Raw genomic sequence first — 23,353 nt, forward strand, 5'->3', positions numbered from 1 at the left:
GCGATCGCCGCGCCTACTCGAATGCCTCGTCGTTCGGCTGTTCGTAGGCTTTCTTGACCATGGCGCTCATCGGGAACTCGAAGTTGATGTTCTTTGGCGGCACAGGCTTATTGAACCACTTGTCGTACATGACCTTGATCTCGCCGCTGTTCATCAGGCCCGTGATCACGCCATCGACAAGCTTCTTGAACCCGGGGTCGTCCTTGCGCATCATGAAGCCGTAGGCTTCGAAGGACTGCGGCGTGCCGACCACCGTCCATTCGCCCGGATTCGGCGCCATGGTCCGGGCGCCCGAGAGCAGGACATCATCCATCATGAAAGCCGCCACCCGGCCGGACTGCAGGATCAGGAACGATTCGCCGTAGTCCTTGGCGCTCTGGATGGTGATGTTTGCCTTCTTCTCGTCGTTGAGCTTGCGCAGGATCCGTTCGGACGTCGTACCCGCGTTCGTCACCACGGCCTTGCCGGAAAGGTCATGGAAGTCCTGGACCGGACTGCCCTTCTTGACCAGCAGGCGGGTGCCGGCGACAAAGAACGTGGTGGAGAAGGCCACCTGCTGCTGGCGCGCCTTCAGGTTGGTGGTGACGCCGCACTCCAGGTCCACTGTCCCGTTCTGCACCAGCGAGATCCGGTTCTGCGCGGTCACGGGAATCATGCGCACCTGCAGGCTGGCAACCGCCGTCTGCTTCCTGACCTCCGCGATGATCTTGTCGCAGATGTCTTGCGAATAGCCGATCACCTTCTGGTTGCTGTCGTAGTAGGAAAACGGGATCGACGAGGTGCGGTGTCCTATCGAGATGGTTCCCGCTTCCTTGATCCGGCTCAGCGTCGGGCTCGCGCCCACATCGGCGGCACGGGCTACGCCTGCGCCAAGCAGGGTGCCGGCCATGGCCAGTCCCAGGCAGGTGACTCTAACGGCTTTCATCTATCGCTCCTTGTCTGGCAAACGCACCATGAACCATCGCGTTTGCATATTAGCCACCGAGCAACATATGTTCCATCCTAGTTAACCATGAAACATTCGTATTTTTTCGCTCGGATGTGATGAAACAATCTCATCATGCACCATACCGAAGAATCATATGGTGCAGTACTGCGCCGACTTGAGGCATCCCCCCCCCTGGACGGCGGCGGCAGGGAGCCGCCAGGTCACAAGGCAGGCAAAGCAAGCAAGGCAGGAGGAATCGGGGAGGGATACGCCTGAGCCGGAATGGCATCGGGTATCGGGTTGGGGCGGCGATTGCCGCTTTCCGGATCCCCTGACGTGCCAGCGAGGGAACTGGCGGGGAGGCGGCGATGGAAGATGGAAGTCACGACAAACCGTGCGCCTGCCGGAGCGGCGGGGCGGCGTTCGGCCTGGTCAACAGGCGTACCGCAGGGGACGGCCGGCGGCGGTCCCCCGCCCTGTCCTCAGCGCGCCAGCACGCCGCGGATCGTGTCTGCCAGGTCCTTGGCGAGGAACTTCGACACATAGGCGTCGGCCCCCACCTTGCGCACGTGGTCTTCGCTGGCGCTGCCGGACAGCGAGGAATGGATCACCACCGGGATCGACTTGAAGCGGGCGTCGGCCTTGATCTTGCGCGTCAGCGTGAAGCCGTCCATCTCGGGCATCTCCAGGTCGGTCAGCACCAGCGCGATCTCGTCCTGCACGGTCTTGCCGTTGGCTTCGGCGTGCTCGGCGATCTCGCCCAGTTGCTGCCAGGCTTCCTGGCCGGTCTTGGTCATCAGCACCGGCACGCCCATGGCCTTGAGGCCCTGCTCGATCAGGCTGCGGGCAAAGGCGGAATCGTCGGCCGCCAGGATCTTCGTGCCGGGGCGCAGCGTCAGCTGCGGGCCGACGGTCTTGGGATCGACTTCAGGCTGGCGCGTCGGCAGCACGTCGCGCAGGATCTGCTCGACATCGAGCACCTGCACCAGGCGCGGGTTGGCCGCATCGGACTCGTTCGCGAGCTTGGCGATGCTGGTCACCATGTCGCCCTTGACGCTGGTTTCGGCCGAGACCACCTGGTTCCACTCCAGGCGTACGATCTCCTCCACCGCCTCCACCGCGAAGCCCTGCGTGGAGCGCGCGTATTCGGTCACCAGCAGGATGTTGAGTCCGCTGCGCGGCGTGCAGCCGACCATCCTGGGCAAGTCGATCACAGGAATCACCTGTCCGCGGATGTCCGCCATGCCCAGCATGGCCGGTCCGCCTCCCACCACCGTGGTGACCTGGGGCATCACCAGGATTTCCCGGACCTTGAAGACGTTGATGCCGAACAGTTCGCTCTGCGCGGAATGGTCCGACTCGCCCAGGCGGAACAACAGCAACTCGAACTGGTTGTTGTTGGTCAGGTTGGTCCGTTCGTCGATGTCTCTCATCGAACTGCTCATACGCTTCCTTTGTCCCGCAAGGCGCGGGCTCGCCGCGCGGTGTTGATCGTTTCGCCGGGTCCGCCTGCGCTGCGTGGCTCCTGAGGCGCTTGCCCGGAGCGGCGACGCTGCAATAACGGGCCACTGCTCCGGCTAACGGCCGGTTCGCGGGGAAATTTAGCGTTGGAGGGGCCTTGAAGCCAAGAATCCGGACCTCACCCCACTAAAGTGCGGGATGCGGCAGGCGGGGGACAAGCGGGGTCAGCTCAGTCCGTGCGATGCGGTGGACCTGCTCCTCGCGCATGGCGCGCAGCACTCGCGCATTGAGCGCCTGCGCCGGGGCGGCTCTTGCTGCCAGCCACTACGCCGGCTCCCCGCCGCCATGCGCCTCGACGTGCCCGCCAAAGCCATAGCGCATGGCGGACAGCAGCCGGTCGGCATAGGTATGCTCCTGGCGTGAGCGGAACCGCGCGAACAGCGCACTGGCCAGTACCGGCACGGGAACGGCCTGCTCGACCGCGGCGTCGATGGTCCAGCGCCCCTCGCCGCTGTCGGCAACCTCGCCAGCAAAGCGCGACAGCCCGACGTCGCCGGCGAGCGCCTGCGCGGTGAGATCCAGCAGCCACGAGGACACCACGCTGCCGCGCCGCCAGACCTCGGCGATATCGGCCAGGTCTAGCTCGAAGCGTTCGGCTTCGGGCAGGCTCTCCGAGGCCTTGGACTTGAGGATGTCGAAGCCCTCGGCGTAGGCCTGCATCAGGCCATATTCGATGCCGTTGTGGACCATCTTCACGAAATGGCCCGCGCCGGCCGGGCCCGCGTGGATATAGCCCCGCTCGGCGCGGTCGTCCGCCGCACTGCGTCCCGGCGTGCGCGGGATGTCGCCATGGCCGGGCGCCAGCGTGCCGAACAGCGGATCGAGCCGGCCGACTACCCCGGCATCGCCCCCGATCATCAGGCAATAGCCGCGTTCCAGCCCCCATACGCCGCCCGACGTGCCCACATCGACATAGTGGAGCCCGCGCCCGGCCAGTTCCCCCGCGCGCCGGATATCGTCCTTGTAGAACGTGTTGCCGCCGTCGATGATGACGTCCCCCGGTTCCAGCAGCCCGGCCAGCGCGTCGATCATCCGCCCGGTGGCATCGCCCGCCGGCAACATCACCCAGACGGCGCGGGGCCTGGCCAGCTTGCCAGCCAGCGCCTCGATGCTGGCGACGCCCTCAGCGCCTTCCGTTTCCAGCGCCCTTACCTTTTCGGCACTGCGGTTGTACACCACGACTTCGTGCTGCCCGCGCAGCAGCCGCCTTGCGATGTTCGCGCCCATGCGCCCAAGCCCGATGATTCCGAGTTGCATGATCGGTCCTTTCATTGAGTCGGTGGTGACGAGGCCGTGATGAACTGCCCGCGGCAGCTTCTACAGTCCGGCCTATTGTCCGCCTGACGGGGCTGGCGTGCACGGCCCGGCGCAATCCGCCCGCCATGCGCAAAAAGCGCACCAGAAGGCACTGGCAACCATGGCCAATGGTGGCTCCTAGCCAACAGTTTCCATCTGCGCAAGCCATGAAAACCCGCAGGCCGATTTACATGAACTAAACAGCCGCTTAAAATTCACCCAGCCAGCGCCGGCGCAATCGCACACGACCGGGCGGCCCCGATATCAACGGCCAGCTTCTGGGGACACGCGCCGGCCAACCGCCCCTATCCATGTCCCTGCCCACGATGCAACGCCACCGCCCGCGCGCCACCTTATCGGCTCCGCGCCGAGAGTAAGGCCAGCGCCTGCCTGGCGCGGCTTGCGCCCCGCAACCCGCCCGTGACCGCACCGCCCGCGCCGCCTTTGCGCGCCGGGGCCGGCAGCGCGGGTCCCCGCTTTCACCGCCAACACCAATCGCCCCTGCATTGCCATGTCCGTTAACAGTACGACGCTCGCCACCCCGGACTCCGGAGAACACCAGCACGCCGGCATCGGCCGCCGCATTGTCGCCATCGTCTTCTTCAACTTCATTGCCTACCTGACGGTGGGCCTGCCGCTGGCGGTGGTGCCCGGCTTCGTCCATGGCGACCTGGGCTACGGCACCGTCGTGGCCGGCCTGGCGGTCAGCATCCAGTACCTGGCGACGCTGCTCAGCCGCGCCTGGGCCGGCAACCTGTGCGACCTGCAGGGACCGAAAAAGTCGGTCACGATCGGGCTCATGCTGTGCGCCGGCAGCGGCCTGCTGGCGGTGCTGTCCAGCCTGCTCGTGCACACCGGCTGGCTCAGCCTGGCGTGGCTGTTTGCCGGGCGGCTGGTGCTCGGCGCGGGCGAAAGCCTGGTTACCACCGGTACCATCGCCTGGGGCATTGGCGACGTAGGGGCCCGCCACACCGGCAAGGTGATCTCCTGGAACGGCATCACCACCTATGGCGCGCTGGCGCTGGGCGCGCCGCTGGGCGTGCTGCTCGACGCGCGCTGGGGCTTCGCCTCGCTGGGCATCGTCACCCTGGCCCTGGCCGCCGCCGCCTTCGCGCTGGCGCGCCGCAAGGCTGCCGTGCCTACGGTAAAGGGGGAGCGCATGCCGTTCCGCACCGTGTTCCGCCACATGACGCCGTTCGGACTGTGCCTGGCGCTGGGCTCGGTGGGTTTCGGCACCATCACGGCCTTTGTCACGCTGTACTACGCCAGCCACGGCTGGGACCATGCCGCGCTGGCGCTGACCAGCCTGGGTATCAGCTTCGTGCTGGCGCGCCTGCTGCTGGCCGACAGCATCGGCCGCTTTGGCGGGTATCCGGTGGCGCTGTGTTCGTTTGCCGTGGAAGCCGCCGGCCTGGCCCTGATCTGGCTCGCGGACAGCCCGGCTCAGGCCCTGGCCGGCGCCGCGGTCACCGGCTTTGGCTTTGCCCTGGTGTTTCCGTCGCTGGGCATGGAGGCGGTCAAGCTGGTGCCGCAAAGCAATCGCGGTTCCGCGCTTGGCGCCTATGCGCTGTTTCTCGATCTCTCGCTGGGGCTGACCGGCCCCTTGGCCGGGGTGATCGCGAGCCGTGCGGGATATAGCTCGGTCTTCCTGTTCTCTTCCGTGACGGCGCTGGCGGGCCTGGCCTTGAGCCAGGTGCTGGCAGTGCGGGCGCGGCGCGCGGCCTGAACGGCGGCCGCCTCAGACGAAAAATCAGAAAAATCTGAATGCAATTTGGGCCAATTCCGATTGATCCTCTGAGATTTACTATTAAAAGCCTATTGGGCAATGATATTCAGCGTTTTCCGCTTGACCCATTCCATTCTCGCCGATACAGTACGCGGGTTATTAATTTCAGGGCTTACCCAGTGAGTACTTGTTCCGACGACAGTAGTCGATCCAGGATCGGCACCCCCACCTGATCGGGCTCACGGTATTCCCAGCGACCGTGCCCGACTTGCGGCACGGTGCTTTCGAGGCCGGACGTCCTGTCCCGCCTCTCTTCCTGAACACGGCTTCATTCTTCTGACCGCGCATGCGTTGCAGCACGCCGCTGCCTGCGCCTGCCTGTGTCTTGCACAAGACTCACCGGCTCTTCCTGCTCGTTACAGGAGTTCTTATGGTGTGGCACGAATTCGCCCTGCGCTTGCTGGAAGCGCTAGCGCTGGGCGCGTGTATCGGTACCGAACGGCAGTTGCGCCAGCGCATGGCGGGACTGCGCACCAACGCGCTGGTTGCAGCCGGCGCCGCGCTGTTCGTCTCGGTCTCCGCTTTTTCGTTTGACCCGCAGGGGCATGCGCGCGTCGCCGCGCAGGTCGTCTCCGGCATCGGCTTTCTCGGCGCCGGCGTGATCATGCGCGACGGACTGAACGTGCGCGGCCTGAATACCGCCGCCACGCTGTGGTGTTCCGCCGCGATAGGTGTCCTCGCCGGACTCGGCCATGCGCTGGAGGCCGCCATCGGCACCGCCTGCATCCTGTGCGTCAACTTTGGCCTGCGCAAGCTCGGCCAGCGCATCAACCGCCATGGCCCGGCCGTCGCCGCGGAAGTGGAAATGGTGTACCGCATCACCACGGTCTGCACGACCAATGAGGAAATCCACGTGCGCGGCCTGCTGCTGCATGCGCTCACCGAGATGCCGGCTCTGCTGCTGCAGTCGCTGCATAGCGAGGACACCGCCAGCGGCGGCCAGATCGAGGTGCGCGCCGACGTGCTCGCCGCCCCCGGCAATGAAAGCAAGCTGGAGCAGATCGTCAGCCGCATCAGCATGGAAAAGAGTGTTTCCCTCGTGCGCTGGGCCATTCCGGCCAGCGCACTCGAATAACCCTCAGGAGAAAGAAAGGAGCCGAATATGCGTTTCCTCAACTGGATGCTCCCCCAGGATCGTAGCCGCGGCACTGCCCAGGAAAAGCGCGGCGCCGCCGCCCAGCTGTTCCAGGTGGTACTGCTGTGCAAGGACGACTATGGCCTGCGCCTGGAGCAGCAGCTGCGCCATGAGCTCGCCGCGCGCGACCTGTCGCTGCAGCGCCTGCGCACGCGGCAGTGCGATCGCCGCGAACTGGTCGAGATGCGGGTGCTGGTGCACTGCCAGCCGGGCGGGCGGCCCGGCATGGTCAAGCTGGTACAGCGCCTCGGCCTGGAGCCACTGGTACGCGCGGTGCGCTGGGAGACCGTCCCGCAGCCCGAGCGCGCGCTCGCGGCAGCCTGAGCCCGTCGAACAACCCAAACCCATGAGGTACGAGCATGGACCCCGACCCTTCTAGTACGCAGCGCGGAAGGCGCGGCGCATTCCTGCTGGTCTGATCCCGCTTCCAGCGTCCTGCCGGAGCCGCGGCGACGGCCGCACGAATCCGCCAGGCGCCCTTCACCTTGCGCAGGCCCCTGCCTGCGCTCACGCGGGAGCGTCACCTCCTCCCGCGCTGCCTGCACCTGAATGACACCACGGGCGATTGCGCCCATCACCGGCTACCTGCGCGGATTTGCCACCCCGTAGCGCCGGGGATGCGTCACGCCTGTCGACTCCTGTCGCCTGCCGTTCCGCCACGCTGCGAATCGCGGCGGCGACACACCACCAATATGCGGTGTCTTGGCCCACTGGGACAGTGCGCCAGCGCCGAACCGAGGAGAAACGCCATGCGTATGCCCCCCCATCGCCAACCCCGAGCCTTGCACGGCATGCCGCCGCGCCTCGCGCTATACGCCGCCTGCGCGGCATGCATCGCGCTCACCGGCTGCGACGGCCCCAGCCTGCTGGGTGCCCATGCCACCACCGCGCCGGCGCAAACGCCCGAACTGGTCCGCGAAGGCAACTTCATCACGGTGCCCGAGGCCTCTCCGCTACGCGCCAAGCTGCAGGTGCAAGCGATCGTCGAACAGGTGCTGGAGCGGCCCATCGAGGTACCCGGGTCGATCGAGCCGGACCCCGCCAAACTGGTCAAGATCGTGCCGCCGCTGGCCGGGCGCATCGAGAAACTGTACGCCGGGCTCGGCGACACCGTGCGCAAGGGCGATCCCCTTTTCATGCTGGACTCCGCCGAACTGAGCGCGGCGCAGGGCGAAGCCGGCAAGGCGCGCGCCGCCTTGCTCGAGGCCCGCCTGAACCTGGACCGCCAGCGCACCCTGTACGAATCCGAAATCGTGGCCCGCAAGGATTACGAGCAAGCGCAGATGGCTTTCGCCCAGGCCAGCAGCGACGCCGAGACCTCCGCCGCCCACCTCGCGCAGCTTGGCGCCGTCAGCGCCTCGCCGTCGCAGCGCAAGTACACCATGCGCTCGCCGCTGGCCGGCCGCGTGATCGAACTGGAAGGCGCCCAGGGCGGCTTCTGGAACGACACCGGTGCGCCGGTGATGACCGTGGCGGACCTTTCCGTTGTCTATCTTGCCGCCAACGTGTCAGAGAAGGACATCGCCTCGATCTTCGTCGGCCAGGCCGCCGCCATCGCCCTCAATGCCTACCCGGATCAGCCGGTCACGGGCAAGGTGCGGTACATCGGCGAAATACTCGACCCCGACACGCGCACGGTGAAGGTGCGGGTCGCGGTGGACAACAAGGAAGGTCGCTATCGCCCCGGCCTGTTCGCCAAGGTCACCTTCTCGGGCGAAAAGCATGCCGCCCTGATGGTGCCGCCATCGGCGCTGCTGCAAAGCGGCCTGCACACGCGCGTGCTGGTGGAAATGGCGCCCTTCCGCTACGAGCCGCGCATCGTCAAGACGGGGACCCATTCCGACGGACGCGTCGAGATCCTCGCCGGCCTCAAGGCCGGGGACCGCATCGTCGTGAAGAACGGAGTGCTGCTCCATGATTGACCGTCTCGTCACCCTATGCTTCCAGCGGCGCGCGATCGTCTGGCTGGTGTTCGCGCTGGTGGCGCTTTACGGCGCCTACAGCTGGAAACAACTGCCCATCGAAGCCTACCCGGACATTGCCGACGTCACGTCGCAGATCGTCACCCAGGTGCCCGGCCTGGGCGCGGAGGAAATCGAGCAACAGATCACCATCCCGCTCGAGCGCGCGCTGCTGGCCACGCCCGGCATGCATGTGCTGCGCACCCGCAGCCTGTTCGCACTGTCCCTGATCACCGTGGTGTTCGAGGATGGCACGGAAGGCTACTGGGCGCGGCAACGCCTGCAGGAACGCCTCAACGAGGTCGACCTGCCCTATGAGGCCAAGCCGGGCCTGGACCCGTACACCTCGCCCATCGGCGAGTTCTATCGCTACACGCTGGAGTCCACGACGCGCGACCTGCGCGAACTGTCGGAGCTGCAGACCTGGACCGTCATACCGCGCCTCAAGAAGGTGCGCGGCGTGGTCGACGTGACCAACTTCGGCGGGCTCACCACGCAGTTCATGCTGGAACTCGATCCCACGCGGCTGAACCAGTACAACCTGACGCTGGCACAGGTGACCGAAGCGCTAAACGCCAACAACGTCAACGCCGGCGGCAGCGTCATCGACCGCGGCGAGCAATCCTACGTGGTGCGCGGCGTGGGCCTGCTGCGTTCGCTCGACGACATGGGCAATGTGGTGGTCACCAGCAAGGACGGCACGCCGGTACTGGTCAAGGACCTGGGTACGCTGCGCTATGGCAACGTCGAGCGGCGCGGCATCCTGGGCAAGGACGACAACCCCGACACGGTCTCCGGCATCACCCTGCTGCTCAAGGATTTCAACGCCTCCGAGGCGCTGGACGGCGTGCACGAAGCCGTGCGCGACCTCAACGAGAACCTGCTGCCCAAGGATGTGAAGGTGGTGGCCTACCTGGACCGCACCGCGCTGATCGACGCCACCATGCGCACGGTCGGCATGACGCTCACCGAAGGCATGCTGCTGGTGGCCGTGGTGCTGCTGCTGTTCCTCGGCAGCCCGCGCGCGGCGCTGATCGTGGCGCTGACGATTCCGCTTTCGCTGCTGATCGCCTTCATCTTCATGTATCACCTGCGCATTCCGGCCAACCTGCTGAGCCTGGGCGCGATCGACTTCGGCATCCTGGTGGACGGCGCGGTGGTACTGGTCGAGAACATGCTGCGCCGGCGCGAACAGGAGAAGGATCGCGCGCTTACGCCACGCGATGCAATCGAGGCGACCTTGCAGGTGGCACGGCCGATGTTCTTCGGCATGCTGGTGATCGTTGCCGCCTATCTGCCGCTGTTCTCCTTCGAACGCATCGAGTACAAGCTGTTCTCGCCCATGGCCTTCGCCGTTGGCGCGGCGCTGGTCGGCGCGCTGATCGTGGCGCTGGCACTGGTGCCCGCGCTGGCCTGGATCGCCATGCGCAAGCCCCGCCGCATCTTCCACAACCCCGCGCTGGCGTGGCTGGCCGTACGCTACCGCGCGGCGCTGGAGCGCGGCATCGGCAAGATGCGCTGGGTGGCCATCAGCTGCGCGGCGGCGCTGGCCTGCGTGCTGGCGCTTGGCGCCAGCATCGGCCGCGACTTCCTGCCCTACCTGGACGAAGGCTCGCTGTGGCTGCAGGTGCAGATGCCGCCCGGCATCACGCTGGAACGCGCCTCCGAAATGGCGAGCGAACTGCGCAAGGTCACCCGCGAGTTCCCCGAGGTGTCCTATGTGGTGACGCAGACCGGCCGCAACGACGATGGCACCGACTACTGGACGCCCTCGCACATCGAAGCCAGCGTCGGCCTGCATCCGTACCGGACCTGGGCCTCCGGCATGACCAAGCAGCAGTTGATCGACAAGCTGTCCGCGCGCTATGCGCGGATGCCCGGCTACACGGTCGGCTTCATGCAGCCGATGATCGACGGTGTGCAGGACAAACTGTCCGGCGCCCACAGCGACCTGGTGGTGAAGGTGTTCGGCGACGATCTCGGCGACGTCCGCCGTGTTGCCGGCGAAGTCGCCGCCACCTTGCGCGGCGTGCCGGGCGCGGCCGACGTTGCGGTCGACGTGGAACCGCCCCTGCCCAACCTGAAGATCGACCTGGACCGCGCCGCCGCTGCCCGCTATGGCATCAACGCGGCCGATGTGGCCGAGCTGATCTCCACCGGCATCGGCGGCTCGCCTGTCGGGCAGCTCTACGTGGGCGAGAAGAGCTACGACATGACCGTGCGCTTCCCGCCGGCCATGCGCTCCAGCACGGATACGGTCGGCGCGCTGATGCTGACCGCGGCCAACGGCGCCAAGGTTCCGCTGGCGCAGGTGGCACGCATCACCACAGTGTCCGGCGAGAGCGTGATCGTGCGCGAAATGGCGCGCCGCCACATCATCGTGCGGCTCAATGTCCGCGACCGTGATCTGTCCAGCTTCCTGAAAGCGGCGCAGCCCGCCATCGATCGCGCGGTCTCCTATGACCACAAGCGCATCCAGATCGAATGGGGCGGCCAGTTCGAGAACCTGGAGCGCGCGCAGGCGCGGCTGGCCATCATCCTGCCGATGACGCTGGCGCTGATGTTCGTGCTGCTGTTCGCCGAATTCCGCAACCTGCGCCAGCCCGCACTGGTGCTGCTGGCGGTGCCTCTCGCCACCATCGGCGGCCTGGCCGCGCTGCATCTGCGCGGCATGACGCTCAACGTGTCCAGCGCAGTCGGCTTCATCGCCCTGTTCGGCGTGGCGGTATTGAACGGCGTGCTGATGATCGCCCAGATCAACCGGCTGCGCGCGCAGGCAGGCATGAGCCTGCGCGAAGCCGTGATCGAAGGCGCCGCCAGCCGCATGCGGCCGGTGCTGATGACCGCCACCGTCGCTGCGATCGGCCTCACCCCGGCCATGCTGGCCGTTGGCCTGGGCAGCGATGTGCAGCGCCCGCTGGCCACCGTGGTGGTGGGCGGACTCTTCACCGCCACCTTGCTGACGCTATTGCTGCTGCCCGCCCTCTACTACCTGGTGGAAGCCCGCGTCGAACGCACGGCGCTGCGCACCGGGAAATCCGATATCGATACCGAAGGCGATGCACCGGCGACCCATGCCGCGGGCGAGGCCTGAGGAGAACCCAATGCAATGCACGACTAACACCAAGCACACGACACCCAAGCTGCGCCACGCCCTGTTCGCTACCTTGGCACTGGCGGCGTCGGCCGCCTGGGCGCAGGAAGCCCCTCCGGCCTTGGCCGCCCCCGCAAGCAGGGCCGCCGGCAACGCGCCGGACGGTATCGCGGGCAACGCCATGGCCGCCGCCCAGTCCAGCACGCCAGTACGCTTTGCCAGCTATCTCGACATTGTCGAACGCCAGAATATCGGCTTGTCCGCGCAACAGGAAACCATCCGCAGCGCCGAGGCCGAGATCTCGATCGCCGGCGTGCGCCCCGACCCGGAGATCAGCTATGGCCGCGGAAACATCGAACTGAGCCGCGCGGTCTCGCCCAGGCCGCCGCGCACCCACGAGCTCGGCGTGTCGATCCCCATCGAGCTGGGCGGCAAGCGCGGCAAGCGCATCCAGGCAGCGAAAAGCAACCTGAAACTGACTGAAGCGAACCTGATGGGCTTCAAGCACACGCTGTATGGGGAATCCGCAGCGGCGTTCGTCGAAGCCTGCCGCAGCCGCGAGGCCCTGCTACGGCAGGAATCCACGCTGGCCGCGCTCGGCAACGTGGTACGCGCCAACGAGATCCGCCGCAAGGCGGGCGATATCGGCGGGCTGGAGCTGTCGCAGTCGCGCGTGGAACGCGACCGCTTCACCGCCGAGGTCAAATCCGCCCGCGCCGCCGCGCAGGCCGCCATGCAGAATCTGTCGGTCCAGATCGGCACCCGGATCACCGAGGTGTTCGGCCGCGCACCGCTGGCCTGCGACTTCCAGCCCTTCGCGCCCGGCACCGACGCCGGCGCACTGATCGCCCAGGCAATGGAGCAGCGCGACGACGTCCTGATCGCCCGCGCCATGCTGGACAATGCGCGCGACAACGCCGAGCTCGCCCGCGCCAACCGCTGGGTCGATCCCACCCTCGGGCTGGGGCTGACCTTGACTCCGGGCGTGCGCGGCGGCGTCGACGACGAGGGCCAGCCACTGGGCGACGGTTCGCCGCGCTCGCGCATGCTCAGCGTCTCGGTGTCGATTCCGCTACCGCTGTCGCGGCTACAGCGCGGCGAGCTGATCCAGGCCGATGCGCTGGTCACGCAGGCGATGCTGGGACTGCGCGAGGCTGAGCTGAAGACGGAGGTCGACGTGCGCAACGCGCTTACCAGGTTCGAGGCCGCACGGGACAACCTGCAGCGCTATCGCGACTCGGTGATCGCCGACGCGGACCGCGTGCTCGACGGCATGCGCCAGTCGTACCGCCATGGCTCGGCTTCGCTGCTGGAATTGCTCGACGCGCAACGCACGGCGGACGGAACCTACCTGGACTATCTCCAGGCCCAGGCCGACCTGGCGGCGGCAACGGTGGAACTGCAACTATCCACCGGCCGACGGCCATCGCTCTGATTGCCTTGCCAGTGGCTGGTGTTCTGACGCTGCAGTGCTTGCGCGGTGACGGATACGGTTACTCATTCGTAGCGCATTCCACAAGGAGAGCGGGCACAGGGGCGACGCTTCGCGTCGCGCGCTATCCCTCCCCGGCCTGAAGGCCGAGGTTTCTCGCGCAAACTGATGAAAACAGTCAACCAGGGACCGTTCCAGCGCTGGCGTCTGTATCGCCTTAGCGTCATCATCCGGCTCGAGGACCTGGCCGACGCGCGCCAAGCCATGCGTTGCGCCACCAGCGACTGCGGCCAGTACCCGGTCAATGAGCAGCAAATGCCCCTAGGCGTGCCGCCGTGCAAGTGCATGCTCAGCTTCGAGCTCCGGATGCAGCAGAGGAGAGCGCCGCAGCTCCTGGCGGCGCTGGAGCGCGCCTTGGCGGCCATTCCGATCGTGTTGCTGCGCATCGAAGTCATGGGCAGCCATGCGGAGAGAACCCAGCCCGGTCGCTTGCACGCGGTGCGCGCACGGGCGACCGGCGTGGCTATCGCGGCAGCCTGCGACCCGTCCGCGGACGACACCGGGCCGCAGGCCAGCGCACCCGCTCCCGTGCCAGCCTTGTCGGGCTGAGCCGCGCCCCGGGTGCCCGCTGCCTATTGCGATCGGCTGAAGCTCGAAGGCACCACGGTGCAGTTGGAGTTCGCCGCGCCGGCGATCGTGCCGGCGCGGCGAACACTATCAGGCCGTGACGTCGATGTTCTGGCCAAGGTGGGGAGGATTGCTGGCGGGGACGCTGGCTTGCGGCATCGAGCCCAGCAGGGCGGCTACATTCTGTGCCTGCAGGTCAAGCGACTTGCGCAGCATCATCACGGGTACCTGATTGGTACCAGCATTGCTCGCGGCGCTGACGATCGAAGCATCCATGGGGGTCCTTTAAGTTGAGTCAGACGGTTGGTGTAAGGCGTCGAGATAAGGATGCAGTCAAGATCAAGATCTGACGACAGCCGGAAGCCGGCAACCTCCCTGGCGGTGCCTGGTCGGCTCTGCCCCGCACTGCATCCCCGCAGTCACGCGGCGCTTCCAGCATCCTGGATTGACGGCCATTTTTCGCAAAGCTTTAGCCCCGCGGATGGAATGCCGCGACACCCAGGCGGCGTCCGGAGCGCCCGTGATTGGCCATTCTCCACGCCCGCCGCGGCCCGATCGCGCTGATCGGGATCGTCTCCAGCAGCTTGCTCACTACGCCATTTCGTTCTATTAGTTAGAACCTGGTTCCAAACAAGTCCAGAAGCAGGGCGATTTCCGTCCCGGGGGTTCCCTGAATGCATCCGTGCGATGCGATGCTTGCGCCTTCGTGCGCTACAGCACGCAAATGACGAGATGAATTTGCCATTGGCAGCAATGTGGGTGTTCGGCCGCCAGGCGCCACCTGCGTTACCATGTCTGCGTCTGTTTTCGCGTTGCGCCTGCCTTTGCGCGGCCTCATGACGCTTGCCCGGGTCATCGGCCCTGCGTCACCGCGGCTGCGGCCTGCGCATTGCTGTCCTCTTCGCGCCATTGCGCCATCGTTGCCATCGTTGCCATCACCGACTCGCCATGACCTCAGCTCTACTGCTTGAAAACATCCATGACACCGCCGTCGAGCGCTTCAAGGAAGCCCACGTCACCGTGGAGCGCCGCACCGGCGCGCTCGCCGGCGATGAACTGCACAACGCGCCGCAGGGCCACCAGATTCTCGGCATCCGCTCGGCCACGCACCTGGGCGCCGCCGAAATCGAGGCGGCCCGCCACCTGGTGGCCATCGGCTGCTTCTGCATCGGCACCTCGCAGGTAGACCTGGACGCCGCGGCCCGTGCGGGCATGCCGGTGTTCAATGCGCCGTTCTCGAATACGCGCTCGGTGGCGGAACTGGTGATCGCCGAGGCGATCCTGCTGCTGCGCCGGGTTCCGGAGAAGAACACGATGGCGCATGCCGGCAAGTGGGCAAAGGGTGCGACCGGATCCTTCGAGGCGCGCGGCAAGACCATTGCCATCATCGGCTACGGCAATATCGGCTCGCAGGTTGGCGTGCTGGCCGAGGCCATGGGCATGCGCGTGGTGTACTACGATGTGCAGGCCAGGCTGTCCCTGGGTTCGGCGCGCGCGGCGCGCTCGCTGGTGGATGCGGTATCGCAGGCGGATATCGTGACGCTGCACGTGCCGGCTACCGCGCAGACCAAGAAGATGATCGATGCCGACGTGCTCAGCCAGTTCCGGCGCGGCGCGATCCTGATCAATGCCTCGCGCGGCACGGTGGTGGATATCGACGCGCTGCGCGCGGCGTGCGACGCGAACCATATCGCCGGGCTGGCGATCGACGTCTTCCCCGAAGAACCCAAGACCAACGCGGACCGCTTTACCAGCCCGCTGCAGGGTGTGCCCAACGCCATCCTGACACCGCATATCGGCGGCAGCACGGAAGAGGCGCAGGAGAATATCGGCACCGAGGTCGCAACCAAGCTGATTGCCTTCCTCAGGACGGGCGACACCATCGGCGCGGTCAACTTCCCCGAGGTCAGCCCGGGCCCGCTGACCTCGCCCGCGCGGCTGCTGAACGTGCACGGCAACGCGCCGGGCGCGCTCGCCACGCTCAATACGCTGCTGGCGCACGACGGCGTCAACATCGTGGCGCAGCACCTGCAAACCCGCGGCCAGACCGGCTACGTGGTCACCGATCTGGACCGCGTGCCGTCGCCGGCGCTGATTGCCGCGCTGGATGCGGAAACGGCCTTTATCCGCTGCCGCACGCTGTTGAATCCGCTCGCCTGAACGAAACGCCGCGGCGCCGGCCGCGGCAACAACGGCAGCGGCGCCCGGCCGCTGCCGTCAGCTCACCCGGAAATGCTCCACCGACTGGCCCGCGTTCACCGCACGCAGCAGCCACGCGGGCATGGGGCCCTCGCCATCCCAGACCTGCCCTTCGGCATTGCGATAGCGGCGCGCTGGTGCAGGCGCTGGTGCAGGCGCTGGCACCGGCGCCGCTTCGGAAGCCGCCACCACCGGCTCGGACACCTTTGCTGCTGCCTGCGCAGGCATGGGCTTCACTGCATGCGCTTTATGCGCGGGCACGGACATGGTGACCCGCGCCGGCGCTACCGGCCCGGTTGACGCAGGTGCGGTCGTCGGCGTGACAGCCGGCGTCACTGCGGACATCACGCTGGGCGTTGCTGCGGGCGTCATTGCCGGCGCGGCCAGAGGCACCGCCGACAGCGCTGCCGCTGCAGGCGTCGCTGCCGGTGTTACCGCCGGCGCTGGCATCCGCTCGGGAACACGTTTCCGCCCTTCCCCTTTCCTTGACGGCACGGGCGCCACCGCCGGTGGCGCCGTGACCGGCGCCGCCGGCAAAAGCGCCGCTGCCTGCGCCGGCGCCTGCGTGGGCGTCGATGTGGATCCGGCTGCGACGGGAGGCGATGCCGTGGCGGCAATCGCTGCCGCCACGCGGGCAAAGCAGCCTGCCGCCTCTAGCTCGTCCATGGAAATGCCGAGTCGCTCCATCTGGACACGAATCCACACGATAGCAGCGACTTTCTTGACGTCGGCGGGAACTGAAGAACGCATGGCGGAAGACACAATAAATGCAGATAGGAGAAACGGCGCCCGGCCTTGGATGCGGCTTGCGCCGCACACCGGTCATATTGAAGATCGCACATGATAGCCGAGCGCGGCCCGGGCCTCCGCGCAGTCTCCAATTTACCCCGCTCTTGCGCCCGTCCGCATGGCCGGAAACCGCCTCCAGACAGGCCGGGCGGACCACGCATAGTGCGCGGCCTGCCCCCATCGCGACACCCGCTTTCACGCCGCTCCGGCTGCCCCTGCAAGCCCTTGCCATGCTGCAAAATTCACACAACTCAAATGCGAACGATTATCATATGCAACTTCCGAACAGCCTGCGGCGCGAGCGCAAGATGCGCCACCCCGCACCGCCCATCCATTCTGAAAGGACCCATCGCCAATGAATCGTCTCATTCTCTCCGCCCTGCTATGCGGCGCCGTGCTTGGCGGTACCGCACAGGCGCACCAGGTCTGGCTCGAGCAGACGCCCGCGGCCGCCCGGTTGTATTTTGGCGAGTTCAACGAGAACCTGCGCGAGACCTCGCCTGGCTTGCTGGACAAGTTCGTGCAACCCAGCGCCATCCTGGTGACCGCAAGCGGCGAGCAGCCGCTCAAGGTCGACAAGGCCGCCAGCGGTTTCGTGCTGTCGGCGCGCGCAGGCGCGGGCGAATCCATCGTCGCGCAGGAAACGGGCTATCCCCTGCTTGAGCGCAAGGAGGGCGACAAGGTCATCCGCACCGCATGGACGCCGGCCGCGCGGCTGCTGGGCGCCGGCTATGCCGGCAATGCGCCCAAGCTGGCGCTGGACATCCTGCCGACCGGCCGCGCCGGGGAGTATCAGGTGTTCTACGCTGGCCGGCCGCTGCCGAAAGCCAAGGTGGGCGTGGCGGTGCAGTCCGGCTGGGGCCGGGAGCTGCGCACCGACGAGCAGGGCATGGTCCGCCTGGCGCAGCCGTGGCAGGGCACTTACGTGCTGGAGGTGCACCACGTCGACAAGACTGCCGGCGAGCGCAACGGCAAGCCGTATGACATCGCCAGCTATGTCACCACCTTGTCGCTGACGCAGGCTGATGGCCTGCCCGCGCTGCCGGCGGCCCCGGCGGCCGCGCCCAACAAGTGAGGGAGAAGCCGACATGGGGCTGAGCCAGACCGGCCGCTATCGCCTGGGCGTTGCTTCGCGCGTGGTGGCCGCCATCGGCGGCGGATACGTGCTGGCAGCGGTGGCCACCGGCCTGCTGGCCGTGCTGCTGCCGCTGCCGCCCGCCGAGGCGGTCATGACCGCGACGCTGCTGTCGTTCTCGCTGTATGCGTGCTCGGTGCTATGGGTGTTCGCCGCTGGCAGCGCATGGCAGGCCTGGGCCGGTGTGGCGCTGCCGGCTGCGGTGCTCGGCGCCGTGCTGGCCCTGCTGCGGAGCGCCTCATGAAAACCGGCCTGCGTCAGTCGATGGCCTGGCTGCACAGTTGGTCCGGGCTGCTGGTGTGCTGGGTGCTGTTCCTCGTGTTCTGCGCCGGCACGGCCAGCTATTTCAAGGACGAGATCACGCTGTGGATGAAGCCGGAACTGCACCGGGCGGCCACCAAGCCGGTCTCCAGCGCCGCAGCGGTAAGCCGCGCGGTCGAATTCCTGCAGCGCAACGCGGCGGACTCGCCGCGCTGGTTCATCAGCCTGCCCGACGGGCGCAATCCGGCGGTGCAGGTGCTGTGGATGCGCCCGCCCGGCGCGCCGGCCTCGGGCATCGGCGGCGGCCGCGGGCGCTTCGAGACCCGCATGCTCGACCCCGCCACCGGTGCCTTCCTGCAGCAGGTGCGCGACACGCGCGGCGGCGAGTTTCTCTACCGCCTGCACTTCGACCTGTATTTCATGCAGGCGCTGTGGGCGCGCTGGATCGTCGGCTTCTGCGCCATGTTCATGCTGGTCGCCATCCTCAGTGGCATCATCACGCACCGGCGCATCTTCCAGGACTTCTTCACCTTCCGGCCACGCAAGGGCCAGCGGTCCTGGCTCGACGCGCACAATGCCACTGCCGTGCTGGCGCTGCCCTTCCATCTGATGATCACCTATACCGGCCTGGTGACGCTGATGTTCATGTACATGCCGTGGGGCGTGCAGACCGCGTACCAGGGCAACCTGCAAGCCTTCAATAGCGAGGTCTTCGGGCGCGCGCCGCAGGGCAAGCCGAGCGGACTGGCAACCCCGCTGACGCCGGTGGCGCCGCTGGTGGAACAAGCCATGCGCCATTGGGACGGCGCACCGCCCGGCCGGATCGTGATCAACCTGCCTGGCGACGCCAATGCCACCGTCACGGTGTCGCGCAGCGGCGGACGATCGATGTCCGCGGACGAACCTTCGATGCGCTTCAACGGCGCCACCGGCGCCCTGGTCGCAACGGTGGGCGACGCCCCCGCAGCCGCCATCCAGACCCGCGGTGTCATGGTGGGGCTGCACGAGGCGCATTTCGCCGGCCCCCTGTTGCGCGCACTGTTCTTCATGAGCGGGCTGGCGGGTTGCGCCATGGTCGCCACCGGTGCGCTGCTGTGGGGGGTAAAGACGCGCCAGGGCCAGGCCCGGGCGCTGGCAGCCGGCGCGCGTCCCGGCTTCGGCCTGCGGCTCGTCGATGCCCTCAATATCGGCGCCATAGCCGGCCTGCCGATCGCGTTCGCCGCCTACTTCTGGGCGAACCGCCTGCTGCCGGTGGCAACGGCGCATCGCCCGGACGCGGAGATCCACGCCTTCTTCATCACCTGGGCGGTGGCTGCCGTACTGGCGCAGTGGCGGCCGACGCGCGGCATGTGGCGCGCGCAAATGTGGGCCGGCGCGCTGATGCTGGCCGGCATTCCCGTGCTCAACGCCGTCACCACGGACACCCACCTGGGCGTGACCCTGCTGCAAGGGCAGGGGCCCGCTGCCGTGGCCGGCTTCGACCTGACGGTGCTGGCGCTGGGCATCGCCCTGGGCGGAGCGGCGCATCTCCTCGGCCGGCGCAAGCCTGCGCCCGCACGACGTGCCGCGCCCGCCAAGGGCACCGGCATGCCAGCGTCCGACGCGACAGGTGCGGCATGAACGCGAGCCTTGGTTTTCTCACTGCCCTGGCATTCACCTTCAGCGGCTTTGCCGCGCTCAGCCAGACGCTGGATCGCCACTATGCCGAGCGCAATGGCCGCGGCGCCTCGCCCGGCGTATCCGAGCGGCTGCGGCTGCATGGGCTGGGCTGGACCGCGCTGGCCCTCGCCCTGGCGGCCTGCGTGCGGCAGGAAGGCTGGCCCATGGGCACGGCCTCCTGGATCGGCACCCTGACGGCCGGTGCGCTGCTGCTCGTGCTGCTGCTCACCTACGCGCCGGCAATCGCGGTGCGCGCGGCCCGCTGGGCTGGCGCGCTGGGCGGATGCGCAATGCTGCTGTCGGGCATGGTGCACTGACAGCGCCGCATGGACATGGCGGCTATCATTACGGCCATTCCAACTCACCGCCGCCATCCGGCAAGCCATGCCTGACAATGCCCCCGCCAATCAGCCCTATGCGCTGGAGAATCCTTTTCTCGAATCCCTGGATGTCGCCATCGTCGAATGGCAGCCCGATCTGGTACGCATGTCGCTGATGCCGCAGGCCGCGCATGTCAACAATACGGGCGTGGTGCAGGGCGGCATCCTGGCCACGCTGCTGGACGCGGCGGCCGGGTACGCCGGCCTGTTCCCGGAGAACGGCCTACGGCGTGCCGCCACCACCATCTCGCTGAACGTCAACTATGTCTCTTCCGCCCAGGTGGAACCGCTGCAGGTGGTGGGCCGGCGCGTGGGCGGCGGGCGGCGGGTGTTTTTCTCCAACGCCGAAATCACCGACAGCCATGGCCGGCTGATCGCCACCGCGCAGGCGGCGTTCCGCCGCAAGGATCCTGTCTAGGAGCTGTTCACATTTGCGCAGAAAAACCTATAGCATGGCTCGGCTAATTTTCCGGTTCAAGTTGCAGTGATGGACATACAGGTGATCAATCCCGATGCGTTTCTGGAGACGGCCAAGGGAAGGGTGTGGACTCCGGAGAGAAGTAAAGCGGCATGGTCAAGCAGCTTCGCGGCGCTTGAGCATGCTTTAGCCGGTCACGTGGAAAGTCCCCCGCAGATCCTTGTCGTCTGTGGAGTGCAAGGGGCGGGGAAATCGTACTGGATTAGCAGGCACGCGCATGAGCATGCGCCGTGTATCTGCTTTGATGCCGCCTTGCCTGGCGCAAGGCACCGCAAGCCAATCATAGATATTGCACGTCAAAGAAATGCAGCAATACACGCGATCTGGATTGACACGCCGCTTAACGTCGCAAAGACACGGAACGCACAGAGACCAGTGGATAAGCGCGTCCCCGACGAAAGTATCGAAAGCGTAGCTTCCCTCTTTGAACCTCCAACAGTTGAGGAGGGATTCGCGTCAATCACCCGGATCCAAGGCGACTAACTCGATCTTACCTTCCCTCCATGTCAGGATACTTGTCGCTTCCGTCTCCTTGGTGAAGCAGAATGGAGGGCTGGCTGCCGGTGCGGCCTATCCATGGCACCGCTTCGAGGAACCAGCGATTGTCGATAGCCGTTCGACCCCGATCGCCTTCCTTGCCCGGCAAGATCGCTTCGACTTTTTTCCATTCATCGTCACTCAGCAGCGTTCGAATCATCCTGTCCTGCTCACGCAGATGACAGGATGTGAACACATTTCGGCAAATGTAAACAGGGCCTGGTGTCCTCTGCCGCCGCAGCGGCGCCGCGGGCGGGCCTCATTCGCGCGCCGGCAACGGCGGTGCGATCTCCTCGAGCGGCCGTTTTTCCGCATTGACCGCATAGCGCAAGGCGAACAGGCCGGCGCCGATCACCAGCGCTGCGCCGACTCCATAGCCGGCGGCCACTGCCCCGCGGCTGCCGCTTTCGATCAGGGCGCCGAACAGGAGCGGGCCGGCAAAGCCGCCGGTGCCGGTCCCCACCGCGTAGAACACGGAGATAGCCAGCGCCCGGGTTTCCAGTGGAAACACCTCGCTGACCGTCAGGTAGGCCGAACTGGCCGCCGCCGACGCGAGAAAGAATACGGCCGACCAGCACAGTGCCTGGCTGCGCGCATCCAGCCAGCCCTGCACAAAGGCCCAACCCGTCAGGGCCAGGCCCACGCCCGACAATACATAGGTCAGCCCGATCATGCGGCGGCGGCCCATCTGGTCGAACAGCGGTCCCAGCAACAGTGGCCCCAGTACATTGCCCAGCGCGAACGGAAAGATATACAGCCCCACGCGGTTGTCGGGTACGCCGTGAAATCGCGTCAGCACGAGCGCATAGGTGAAAAAGATCGCGTTATAGAAGAACGCCTGCGAGACCATCAGCGCCAGCGCCACCGCGCTGCGCAGACGGTAGCGGCGGCACAGCACCCGCGCGACCTCGCCGAGGGTGGGCGCCGCGCGGCGGTGGAAAGCGACCGTGCCCACGGCCAGCGGCAGGGAACCGTGCTGCCTCCCCACCTCGGCTTCGATCACGGCAACGATGGCCAGGGCCTCCCCGCCGCGCCCGTGCGAGAGCAGCCAGCGCGGGCTTTCCGGCACATTGCGGCGTACCAGCAGGATGGCCACCGCCAGCACCGAGCCCAACAGGAAGGCGGCGCGCCAGCCCAACGCCGGACCCAGCACGCGCGGATCCAGCAGCAGCAGGCTCAGGCCGGCGCCAAGCGCCGCGCCCAGCCAGAAGCTGCCGTTGATGGCCAGGTTGACGCGCCCGCGCACACGGGCCGGAATCAATTCGTCGATCGCAGAGTTGATCGCCGCGTATTCTCCGCCAATGCCCAGCCCGGTCAGGAAACGGCACACCGCGAAAAAGAGGAAGCCGGTGGAGAAGGCCGTCGCGAGCGTGGCGGCCATGTACACGGCCAGCGTCACAAGGAACAAGGTCTTGCGGCCCAGCCGGTCTGCCAGCCTGCCGAATACCAGCGCGCCCGCGACCGCGCCGGCTACGTACAGCGAGCCGAGCCAACCCACCTGGGAAGCATTCAGGCCAAGTCCGTCGGAGCGCTCCAGCACGCCGCCCAGCGAACCCACCAGCGTCACCTCCAGCCCGTCCAGCACCCAGGCTACGCCCAGCGCGACCACCACGCGCCAATGCCAGCGCGACCACGGCAGGCGGTCGAGGCGGGCAGGGATATCACTCTGGACGGCTGGCATGGGCGCGGCTTCCTGACTCCTGACTTCATATCCCGGCGCGTTTCCATCATAGGTGGATCCCGTGCAAGCTCCCGTGCGTGCCATTCCCGTGCTTGACGGCGAGCCAGGTACGGCTGACGCGCCACGCTCCTGGAATTCCTGCGGCCCTGGCCGGCGACCTGCCCGGATTGCCCCGGCCGTCCCGCGAGTGCTGGCGCGCCAAGCGGCCCATCGCGGCTGCGGGCGGCGTCCTACAATCAATCATGGTCACCGACAAGGGAGCCGCCATGACAGCCTATCTGCTATTCCTCGGGATAGTCGTCCTGCTTTACGCTTTCGTGATCCGTGCGGGATTTTTCCATAAATCCCTGCTGTATCCAGAACACGCTCACCCCTTTCACTACTGGTGGGATCGCATCGTTCATCGCCGCAAGTGAGTCATCGAGGAAGGAGAGCTTCAAGGGCAGGTGCGGAG

General features: G+C 66.9%; 22 protein-coding genes and 1 pseudogene. 16 read left to right on the plus strand and 7 right to left on the minus strand.

What is annotated here, in order from left to right; translation table 11 throughout:
• Positions 1-13: 13 nt before the first annotated feature.
• From AC3FOF_RS25390 to gnd, 3 genes are all read right to left on the minus strand, one after another.
• Positions 14-925 (minus strand): glutamate/aspartate ABC transporter substrate-binding protein, encoded by a 912-nt coding sequence (locus tag AC3FOF_RS25390; RefSeq protein WP_488728165.1) that lies wholly within the window; start codon positions 923-925, stop codon positions 14-16.
• A gap of 485 nt (positions 926-1,410) precedes the next feature.
• Positions 1,411-2,373, minus strand: coding sequence for a chemotaxis protein (locus tag AC3FOF_RS25395; RefSeq protein WP_017227855.1), 963 nt, complete (start codon positions 2,371-2,373; stop codon positions 1,411-1,413).
• A 340-nt stretch (positions 2,374-2,713) separates the two neighbouring features.
• Positions 2,714-3,706 carry a phosphogluconate dehydrogenase (NAD(+)-dependent, decarboxylating) gene (gene gnd, locus AC3FOF_RS25400; RefSeq protein ID WP_488728166.1) on the minus strand — a complete coding sequence of 331 codons (993 nt, stop codon included), beginning with the start codon at positions 3,704-3,706 and terminating at the stop codon, positions 2,714-2,716.
• Between the two features lie 550 nt (positions 3,707-4,256).
• On the opposite strand from gnd, the gene AC3FOF_RS25405 reads away from it, so the two are divergent.
• From AC3FOF_RS25405 to AC3FOF_RS25435, 7 genes are all read left to right on the plus strand, one after another.
• Entirely contained in the window at positions 4,257-5,471 is a 1,215-nt protein-coding gene (locus AC3FOF_RS25405; protein ID WP_488728167.1) for an MFS transporter, read from the plus strand.
• A gap of 433 nt (positions 5,472-5,904) precedes the next feature.
• Positions 5,905-6,606, plus strand: a complete 702-nt coding sequence (locus tag AC3FOF_RS25410; protein WP_276269285.1) for an MgtC/SapB family protein — start codon at positions 5,905-5,907, stop codon at positions 6,604-6,606.
• Between the two features lie 27 nt (positions 6,607-6,633).
• Positions 6,634-6,990: a hypothetical protein gene (locus AC3FOF_RS25415; RefSeq protein ID WP_017227851.1), complete on the plus strand. Its 357-nt coding sequence runs from the start codon at positions 6,634-6,636 to the stop codon at positions 6,988-6,990.
• Between the two features lie 425 nt (positions 6,991-7,415).
• A complete protein-coding gene (locus tag AC3FOF_RS25420; protein WP_035812976.1) occupies positions 7,416-8,588 on the plus strand; it encodes an efflux RND transporter periplasmic adaptor subunit in 1,173 nt (390 codons plus the stop codon).
• Complete coding sequence (locus tag AC3FOF_RS25425; protein ID WP_017227849.1) at positions 8,581-11,721, plus strand: efflux RND transporter permease subunit; 3,141 nt, start codon at positions 8,581-8,583, stop codon at positions 11,719-11,721. Before AC3FOF_RS25420 ends, AC3FOF_RS25425 begins: the two co-directional genes overlap by 8 nt.
• 10 nt (positions 11,722-11,731) lie before the next feature.
• Positions 11,732-13,156 (plus strand): TolC family protein, encoded by a 1,425-nt coding sequence (locus tag AC3FOF_RS25430; protein WP_488728168.1) that lies wholly within the window; start codon positions 11,732-11,734, stop codon positions 13,154-13,156.
• A gap of 165 nt (positions 13,157-13,321) precedes the next feature.
• On the plus strand, positions 13,322-13,762 hold the full coding sequence (locus AC3FOF_RS25435; RefSeq protein ID WP_488728169.1) for a hypothetical protein: 441 nt from the start codon (positions 13,322-13,324) through the stop codon (positions 13,760-13,762).
• A 108-nt stretch (positions 13,763-13,870) separates the two neighbouring features.
• Here AC3FOF_RS25435 and AC3FOF_RS25440 read toward each other — a convergent pair whose 3' ends face one another.
• A complete protein-coding gene (locus AC3FOF_RS25440) occupies positions 13,871-14,056 on the minus strand; it encodes a YjfB family protein (protein ID WP_017227846.1) in 186 nt (61 codons plus the stop codon).
• Positions 14,057-14,728: 672 nt separating this feature from the next.
• Here AC3FOF_RS25440 and serA point away from each other — a divergent pair.
• The gene (gene serA, locus AC3FOF_RS25445; protein WP_017227845.1) at positions 14,729-15,940 is read left to right on the plus strand and encodes a phosphoglycerate dehydrogenase; all 1,212 of its coding nucleotides are present in this window, start codon (positions 14,729-14,731) and stop codon (positions 15,938-15,940) included.
• Between the two features lie 57 nt (positions 15,941-15,997).
• On the opposite strand, the gene AC3FOF_RS25450 is transcribed toward serA, so the two are convergent.
• Positions 15,998-16,207 carry an H-NS family nucleoid-associated regulatory protein gene (locus AC3FOF_RS25450; protein ID WP_488728170.1) on the minus strand — a complete coding sequence of 70 codons (210 nt, stop codon included), beginning with the start codon at positions 16,205-16,207 and terminating at the stop codon, positions 15,998-16,000.
• Between the two features lie 37 nt (positions 16,208-16,244).
• Here AC3FOF_RS25450 and AC3FOF_RS25455 point away from each other — a divergent pair, with 37 nt between their 5' ends.
• The 7 genes from AC3FOF_RS25455 to AC3FOF_RS25485 all read left to right on the plus strand — a co-directional run bounded on the left by AC3FOF_RS25455 (position 16,245) and on the right by AC3FOF_RS25485 (position 21,164).
• A complete protein-coding gene (locus AC3FOF_RS25455; RefSeq protein ID WP_488728171.1) occupies positions 16,245-16,823 on the plus strand; it encodes a hypothetical protein in 579 nt (192 codons plus the stop codon).
• A gap of 300 nt (positions 16,824-17,123) precedes the next feature.
• On the plus strand, positions 17,124-17,843 hold the full coding sequence (locus tag AC3FOF_RS25460) for a cobalt ABC transporter substrate-binding protein (protein WP_488728172.1): 720 nt from the start codon (positions 17,124-17,126) through the stop codon (positions 17,841-17,843).
• Positions 17,844-17,856: 13 nt separating this feature from the next.
• Positions 17,857-18,147 carry a DUF3649 domain-containing protein gene (locus AC3FOF_RS25465; protein ID WP_276267470.1) on the plus strand — a complete coding sequence of 97 codons (291 nt, stop codon included), beginning with the start codon at positions 17,857-17,859 and terminating at the stop codon, positions 18,145-18,147.
• Positions 18,144-19,784: a PepSY-associated TM helix domain-containing protein gene (locus AC3FOF_RS25470; protein WP_488728173.1), complete on the plus strand. Its 1,641-nt coding sequence runs from the start codon at positions 18,144-18,146 to the stop codon at positions 19,782-19,784. Before AC3FOF_RS25465 ends, AC3FOF_RS25470 begins: the two co-directional genes overlap by 4 nt.
• Complete coding sequence (locus AC3FOF_RS25475) at positions 19,781-20,140, plus strand: DUF3325 domain-containing protein (RefSeq protein WP_276267468.1); 360 nt, start codon at positions 19,781-19,783, stop codon at positions 20,138-20,140. The genes AC3FOF_RS25470 and AC3FOF_RS25475 overlap by 4 nt, the downstream gene beginning before the upstream one ends.
• Positions 20,141-20,207: 67 nt before the next feature.
• Positions 20,208-20,621, plus strand: coding sequence for a PaaI family thioesterase (locus AC3FOF_RS25480; RefSeq protein ID WP_488728174.1), 414 nt, complete (start codon positions 20,208-20,210; stop codon positions 20,619-20,621).
• A 69-nt stretch (positions 20,622-20,690) separates the two neighbouring features.
• A complete protein-coding gene (locus tag AC3FOF_RS25485; RefSeq protein WP_488728175.1) occupies positions 20,691-21,164 on the plus strand; it encodes an AAA family ATPase in 474 nt (157 codons plus the stop codon).
• Positions 21,165-21,237: 73 nt separating this feature from the next.
• On the opposite strand, the pseudogene AC3FOF_RS25490 reads toward AC3FOF_RS25485, so the two are convergent.
• A pseudogene (locus AC3FOF_RS25490) lies at positions 21,238-21,378 on the minus strand (IS5/IS1182 family transposase); the annotation flags it as partial.
• A gap of 99 nt (positions 21,379-21,477) precedes the next feature.
• Positions 21,478-22,899 (minus strand): MFS transporter, encoded by a 1,422-nt coding sequence (locus AC3FOF_RS25495; RefSeq protein WP_488728176.1) that lies wholly within the window; start codon positions 22,897-22,899, stop codon positions 21,478-21,480.
• A 242-nt stretch (positions 22,900-23,141) separates the two neighbouring features.
• Here AC3FOF_RS25495 and AC3FOF_RS25500 point away from each other — a divergent pair, with 242 nt between their 5' ends.
• The gene (locus AC3FOF_RS25500) at positions 23,142-23,315 is read left to right on the plus strand and encodes a hypothetical protein (RefSeq protein WP_276267466.1); all 174 of its coding nucleotides are present in this window, start codon (positions 23,142-23,144) and stop codon (positions 23,313-23,315) included.
• Positions 23,316-23,353: the final 38 nt, after the last annotated feature.

Source organism: Cupriavidus sp. 96C5-1 (genome assembly GCF_057798855.1).